The sequence below is a fragment of the Flintibacter sp. genome (genome assembly GCF_046973065.1).
Map to the genome: position 1 here is coordinate 1 of NZ_JBKVXZ010000091.1, position 6,913 is coordinate 6,913.

The window sequence follows — 6,913 nt, forward strand, 5'->3', positions numbered from 1 at the left end:
CGGTAGGACTGGCCCGGGGCTGGATGGTACGTGGTTTTCAGGAGGAGCCGGAGCAGGTGGCCCAACTGGCCAACCGGCTGATCCTGAACGGCCTTTCCCTGTCTTAAGCGGAAATATTTTCCTGAATCGGTGCCGTTTTCCGCCTTTCGCCCCTTGTCACTTTTTTGGGAAAAGAGTAGAATATTTTTAGTGTGTGTATGTTATCCCTGCGGGAAACCATTTGTAAGGAGAGACGAGTTTTGAAACCTTCCAAAGTATGCGCCGCCATGCTGTGCGGCGTCTTTGGGGCGGCGCTTTTTACCACCCCGGCATTGGCTGCCGCGGCCCCCAATGACCTGCGGCACCACTGGGCTCAGACCCAGGTATACACCTTGATGGAACATGGCATTATCGCCGGCTATTCCGACCACACCTTCCGCCCGGACCAGCCGGTTACCCGCCAGGAGGCAGCAGGTCTGGTTTACGGCCTGTTGGAGGAGATGGGCGTGGAACTGGACGACGAGGCGGAGATCCCCGTCTTCGGCGGCACCACGGAGGATATCCCCCAGCAGGTGCTGGAGGACTGGGAGAAGTATCATAGCTCCCTCCAGCGTCCCAGCGAACCGGAGGAGGGGGAGGAAGAAACCACGATCCCCGGTGACGACGTGATGTTCCCCACCTATACCGACCTGGACGACAGCTGGGCAAAGGACAAGATCCTGTGTCTGGAGGCCAACGGCGTGCTGCCTGAGGACGGCACCGGCCTGTTCCGTCCTTTCCAGAACCTGACCCGGGGCGAGGCGGCTCAGATCCTGTATAACAGCATCTGCCGCTGGCCGGAGCTGTTTTCCCTCACCCCTGTGACCGAGTCGCCCGACATTCACGACATGGACGGACGGCCCGATGCGGAGGCCGTGCTGTCTCTGGCCCGGCTGGGTGTGGTATCCGGCCGCGGCGACGGCGGTTACTACCCCGACGACTCCATCTCCCGGGCGGAGTTCTCGGTACTGCTGCTGAATCTGGCAGGCTACCCTCTGATGACCGACGTGGAGTTTGATCCCCTGCCCGTGTGTACGGTGATCCCCACCCCCTACATCAGCCAGGTGTACCCCTCCGCGGCCTGGGTGGGCTGTGAGCCTACCTCCCTGCTTATGGGCCTGAAGGCCAAGGGCTACGCCCAGAATGTGACGCTGGATCAGTTCCTGGCCGACCTGCCTAAGACTTCTTCCAACCCGGCCAAGGGCTTTGTGGGCTCCCCCTACGTCCCCAGCGAGACTCTGCGCACCACCATCTATCCGGCTCCTCTGGCGGAGTACGGCCGGCGGTACGGCAATGTGAAGGACTTCTCCGGCAAGTCCGTAGAGGAATTGCGGGAGGAAGTACTGCTGGGCAACCCGGTGGTCATTTACGTCACGCTGTACTGGAAGCAGCCCTATTACCGCAATTTCAACATTGAGGGTACCACCCAGAGCCTGCTGCGCAACAACCACGCGGTACTGGTATGCGGCTATGACGCTACCACCCAATACTACTACATTGCCGATCCCTACAACATTGACGACCGCTACCACGACTACTTCTACTGGATCTCTGCCGATGTTCTGGATCCCCTGTATATGGTGCGGCAGCACGCGGTGGCAATTGAATAATCTGTTTTTTATGGGAAACGCCCGGGTATACCCGGGCGTTTCTTTTTGCTTTCCACGGAGAGAATGTTACTTTGCCCACGGCGGCAAAGTAACCAAAACGCCGCCGGGGACGGCTCCGATGAGCGCCTACGCGCAGCGGGCGCTTATAGTCGCCTTTCCCCGGACCCCATTTACGGGGGACGCCCTCTTGAAAGATAGACTCTTGCGTCCGGCGGCTCCGAAAACAAGACCTTGCCTCCTTCTTGCCCCGGGCCTTAGGCCCTATGTGTGCAAAATATGGTGGACAAGTGCGTTGAAATTACGCCGCCTGCCCTGGCAAAACCGTGGTAGTTGGGTCAATTACATAGGGCCGCACAGGCCTATAAATGGGATGTCTCCATCAAGCTTTGTTCCACATAGCGCTGCACCAGCTCTTCCACGGTGCAATGCTCCCAGCGGGCTATGTAGGCCAAGTCATGGGCTGTTCTATCGTCCAGTTCCACGGTAATTTTATAGCATTCCTCCTGGTTCATACCAACACATCCTTACACTATTATACACTAACTAGTGCAAGGTGCAATCACTTGTTTTTTAAAATCAGGTTGGATACACTAGGAGATGCAATCTGATGCAAGGTGGTGGGAAAATGGCGGAAGCGCTGTTGGTAAACCGCACCCGGTTTACTTCATCTTTAAAAAATGAACTGATGCGGGATTTTAACCGACTGGCGGAAGAAACCAGGATTCCAAAATCCCGTCTGATGGATGAAGCAATTGAAGATTTATTGAAAAAATATGAAAAACGGGTGGCGGAATAATCCGCCACCCGTTTTCCCTTATCGTTATCTTTTATAAAAAAGTGGGAGCGACGTAAAACGTCACTCCCACAAAAAACTTATTTACGGGCGCAGAGGCGAAACGAAGTTTCGCACAAAGTTCTTTTGCCTACCTTTCTTTCAAGAAAAGTAGGTTATCCGCGGACGGCGCGGGTACGAGCCTCCTTGCGGTCCTCCATTCTGGAGACAATGAGGGTACAGGCGGCGTCGCCGGTGATGTTGACGGTGGTACGGCCCATATCAAAGACACGGTCGATACCAGCCACCAGTGCAATGCCCTCGATGGGCAGACCCACGCTCTGGAGCACCATGGCCAGCATGACCATGCCCGCGCCGGGAACGCCGGCGGTTCCAATGGAGGCCAGCGTGGCGGTAAGCACGATGGTGACCATATCGCCCAGGGACAGGCTCACACCGTAAGCGGTGGCAATAAACACGGCGCACACGCCCTGATAAATGGCGGTACCATCCATGTTGATGGTGGCGCCCAGAGGCAGCACGAAGGAGGCTACTTCCCGGCGGGCGCCCAGGCGCTCGGTGCACTCCAGGTTAAAGGGCAGCGCGCCCACAGAGGAGGCCGAGGAGAACGCCATCATCATAGCAGGGGCCATTCCCTTGAAGAAGGCCAGCGGGGACAAGCCGCCCAGCAGCTTCACCGTGGAGGAGTAGACGATCAGCGCATGGAGGATATAGCCCACATAGGCCAGTGCCAGTACCGCCACCAGATCCCGCAGGATCATGGGTCCGTTCTCTGCCACCACAGGGCAGATCAGGCAGGCCACGCCGATGGGAGACAGCTTGATGATGAGGTCCATGATCTTCATGAACACCTCGTTGAAGCTGTCCACCACCTGAGCGGCCACCAGCCCCTTCTCCCCGGCCAGCAGGATGCCAAAGCCCAAAAACAGGGAGATCACAATGACCTGAAGCATGGTCGCGTCAACCAGAGGCTTAATCGCATTGGAGGGGAAGATGTTGACGATCACGGTCATAATGCTCTGTCCCTCGGGAGGGGTGTAGCTGAGGTCGGTGGTATCCAGCACATGGAACAGGCCCATACCAGTGGCTATATTGGCCAGGATCAGAGCCAGCACCACGGCAAAGGCGGTGGTACACATGTAATACACCACAGTCTTTCCGCCGATGGCGCCCACCTTGCTGATATCCTTCATGGAGATCACGCCAGAAGCGATGGAGAACAGCACAATGGGCACAACCACAAATTTTAACAGGTTCAGGAAAATATCGCCCCAGGGCTTGATGTAGTTTTTGGCAACGTCGATCCCCGCCCCATCGGGTACGTTCATCAGGATCAGACCGGCCACCACACCGACTGCCAGACCAATAAAGATCCAAAACGCCAGGGGCAGCTTCTTTTTGCTTGTCATGCAGCTCTCTCCTTCCGCTTCTTCACAAACGCATGTTTTTGTCCCCCGCCTTGCATTTTTGCGGGGCGTCCTCTTACTCTTTCAGTATACACACCTCCCCCGATTTTCTCAACCGTTTTTCCGGCTTTTCCTGAAATTTTTTTCAGATTTCACCCATACCCTCTCCCCTCCGCTTCCCGTTATTTCCAAATATTTTTTCCAATTTTGCATGTTTTGAATGTCTGTCATGCTTTTCCCGGGAAAAAAGAATTTTTTCCGGTCGACCTGCTTCGCCCTTTTCTATTCCAAAATATGGTAAACTATACTTGTAAATATTTCCCAGACAGGAGGGGTAGCGATGCAGCTGCTGCGGAAAAAAGGCATGCTGGACAGCACGCGGGTGCTGTTTCTGCCTGTGGACGACATTTTTTCTAATCCGGACCAGCCCCGGCGTGTCTTTGCCCAGGGAGATTTGGAGGAGTTGGCCCGGTCTATTCAGGCTCTGGGACTGCTCCAGCCGCTGACGGTACGGCGCACCGAGGGAGGTTGGGAGCTGGTGGCGGGCGAACGGCGGCTGCGGGCGGCCAAGCTGGCCGGACTGCGGGAGGTCCCCTGCCTCTCTCTGCAAATCGACAGCCAGCGCTCCTCCCTGCTGGCGCTGGTGGAAAACTTACAGCGCAAAGACCTGGACTTCTGGGAGGAGTCTTTGGCGCTGGACAAGCTGATCTCCACCTACCACCTCTCCCAGGAGGAGGCCGCCCGGCGAATCGGCAAGAGCCAATCAGCGGTAGCCAACAAGCTGCGGCTGCTGAAGCTCCCCCGCGAGGTGCTGGAGCTCCTGCGGGACGGCGGAGCTACTGAGCGCCATGCCCGGGCACTGCTGTGCCTGGAAGACGCCCAGCTTCAGCTCCAGGCGGCCCAGACCGTGGTGGAGCAGCATTTGACGGTGGCCCAGACGGAGGCTCTGACGGAAACGCTCCTTCTCCCCCCGCCGCCGGATCAGCCCGCCCGCCGTCCCCGGCGCACCTTTGTGGTCAAGGACGTGCGGCTGTTTTTAAATACCGTCCAGCGGGGGCTGACGCTGATGCGCACCGCGGGAGTCAACGCCCAGTGTCAGCGAGAGGACGGCGAGGAAGAAATTCTGCTTACCATCCGTATCCCCCGGTCCCCTGCCCGCGGATGACCTGTGGAGCGGCAGGGATGTTTCACGTGAAGCATCCCTGCCGCTTTTTCTTGTCCTGCCATTGTTTCACGTGAAACATCCCTAGCTTCTTTTCTTTGTTTCACGTGAAACATCGTTGCTTTGCCCAAGAGAAATGCAGGCAAACGGCTTGAAAGTGCGGGCCACGGTTGTTATAATGGAACTCTGGAATCACACCGCTGCTTACTTATATATAAAGGTAGCCCTGTGATGGCCTCATTTTCCGTCAGGAGGTAGCTGAATGGCCAGAATCATTGCCATTGTCAACCAGAAAGGCGGAGTGGGCAAGACCACTACCACCGTAAACATTACCGCATCCCTGAAAGCTCTGGGCAAACGGGTGCTGCTGTGCGATTTTGATCCCCAGGCCAACGCCACATCGGGCATGGGCGTGGACAAGAACACCGCCTCTCCCAACGTGTACGATGTGCTGATCAATGGAGCGGACCCCAAAAAGTCTGTGGTTTCCACCAAGTACGGCGACGTGATCCCCTCCAACAAGGCCCTGGCAGGGGCAGGCATCGAGATGATCGCCATCCCCGACCGGGAGCACCTGCTGAAAAAGGCGCTGGACAGCCTGGCTAAGAACTACGACTACATCTTTATCGACTGCCCCCCCTCCCTGGAGCTGCTCACCGTCAACGCCCTGTGCGCGGCCCACTCTCTCATTGTGCCCGTCCAGTGCGAGTACTACGCCCTGGAGGGTCTGAGCGACCTGCTGTCCACCGTGCGGCTGGTCAAGCGGGGCCTCAACCCCAAGCTGGCCCTGGAGGGCGTGCTGCTGACCATGTTCGACAGCCGCACCAACCTGTCTCTCCAGGTGGCGGAGGAAGTGAAGCGGCACTTCCCCGGTCAGGTGTATGCCACCGTTATTCCCCGAAATGTGCGGCTCAGCGAGGCTCCCAGCCACGGCATGCCGGTGACCGACTACGATCCCTACTCCCGGGGCGCGGAGGCCTATCGGTCTCTGGCGGAGGAAATGGCATCCGCAGAGGGCTGACCCCCTCTCCCCTACGGCGGCGCTGCCGCCTATGATCTTTGATCTTTGATTTTGGAAAGCGCTGAACCACAGGTCGTATCCCGTTGGCCCAGCCCTTTCTTACTGGAAAGGAAGGTGTACCATGGCAAAACGAAAGACCGATCTGGGACTGGGTCGGGGACTCAACGCCCTACTGGGCGACCCGGAGCTGCCCGCTCAGGGAGAGGGTTCCATCTCTTTGCCCATCTCCCAAGTGGAACCGGGTCTGAACCAGCCCCGGAAGCGGTTTGATCCGGAGACGCTCAGCGATTTGGCTGAGTCCATCCGCGTCCACGGCATTATCCAGCCCCTCACGGTACGGCGGCTGGCTTCCGGCTACTATCAGATCATCGCCGGCGAACGGCGGTGGCGTGCCGCCAAGCAGGCCGGTCTCACCGAGGTGCCGGCCGTCATTATTGAGGCAGACGACCGCAAGGTGATGGAGCTGGGCCTCATTGAGAACCTTCAGCGAGAAGACCTGAACCCGGCAGAAGAAGCGCGGGGCTATCAGGTGCTGATGGAGGAATACGGTCTGACTCAGGAGCAGGTGGCGGAGGAGATGGGCAAATCCCGTCCTGCCATTGCAAACACCCTGCGTCTGCTGGCTCTCCCCGAGGATGTGCTGAAGCTGGTGGAGGAAGGAACTCTGTCTGCCGGCCACGCCCGGGCCATTCTGGGCGCGCCTACCCAGGCCATGCAGCGCCAGGCTGCCAAGCAGGTCATTGCCCACGGCCTGTCCGTGCGCCAGACCGAGAGTCTGGTCAAGGCACTGCAGAAGCAGCCGGCGGAGAAAAAAGCCGCCAACAATGAGATTGCCCTGTACCTGGGAGAGCTTGAAAAGTCCCTGTCCAGCAATCTGGGCCGGAAGGTGACCATCTCCCACCA

At 58.0% G+C, this 6,913-nt stretch carries 7 protein-coding genes; 5 read left to right on the top strand and 2 right to left on the bottom strand.

Translation table 11 applies throughout. The features are described 5' to 3' along the window. The first annotated feature begins 239 nt into the window (after nucleotides 1-239). Nucleotides 240-1,628 (top strand): S-layer homology domain-containing protein, encoded by a 1,389-nt coding sequence (locus tag ACLTXB_RS18360; RefSeq protein ID WP_428227937.1) that lies wholly within the window; start codon nucleotides 240-242, stop codon nucleotides 1,626-1,628. Between the two features lie 359 nt (nucleotides 1,629-1,987). Here ACLTXB_RS18360 and ACLTXB_RS18365 read toward each other — a convergent pair whose 3' ends face one another. Next, a complete protein-coding gene (locus tag ACLTXB_RS18365) occupies nucleotides 1,988-2,140 on the bottom strand; it encodes a hypothetical protein (RefSeq protein ID WP_325208317.1) in 153 nt (50 codons plus the stop codon). A 113-nt stretch (nucleotides 2,141-2,253) separates the two neighbouring features. Here ACLTXB_RS18365 and ACLTXB_RS18370 point away from each other — a divergent pair, with 113 nt between their 5' ends. Then, nucleotides 2,254-2,424 (top strand): ribbon-helix-helix domain-containing protein, encoded by a 171-nt coding sequence (locus tag ACLTXB_RS18370; RefSeq protein WP_325208318.1) that lies wholly within the window; start codon nucleotides 2,254-2,256, stop codon nucleotides 2,422-2,424. 152 nt (nucleotides 2,425-2,576) lie between these two features. On the opposite strand, the gene ACLTXB_RS18375 is transcribed toward ACLTXB_RS18370, so the two are convergent. After that, nucleotides 2,577-3,830 carry a dicarboxylate/amino acid:cation symporter gene (locus ACLTXB_RS18375; RefSeq protein ID WP_008982313.1) on the bottom strand — a complete coding sequence of 418 codons (1,254 nt, stop codon included), beginning with the start codon at nucleotides 3,828-3,830 and terminating at the stop codon, nucleotides 2,577-2,579. A gap of 337 nt (nucleotides 3,831-4,167) precedes the next feature. On the opposite strand from ACLTXB_RS18375, the gene ACLTXB_RS18380 reads away from it, so the two are divergent. The 3 genes from ACLTXB_RS18380 to ACLTXB_RS18390 form a co-directional block, all read left to right on the top strand. Next, complete coding sequence (locus ACLTXB_RS18380) at nucleotides 4,168-4,992, top strand: ParB/RepB/Spo0J family partition protein (protein WP_428227938.1); 825 nt, start codon at nucleotides 4,168-4,170, stop codon at nucleotides 4,990-4,992. A 259-nt stretch (nucleotides 4,993-5,251) separates the two neighbouring features. Further along, nucleotides 5,252-6,010 carry a ParA family protein gene (locus ACLTXB_RS18385; RefSeq protein WP_428227939.1) on the top strand — a complete coding sequence of 253 codons (759 nt, stop codon included), beginning with the start codon at nucleotides 5,252-5,254 and terminating at the stop codon, nucleotides 6,008-6,010. 121 nt (nucleotides 6,011-6,131) lie between these two features. Then, nucleotides 6,132-6,913, top strand: a 782-nt coding sequence (locus tag ACLTXB_RS18390; protein ID WP_428227940.1) for a ParB/RepB/Spo0J family partition protein, incomplete at its 3' end; no start/stop codon positions are given.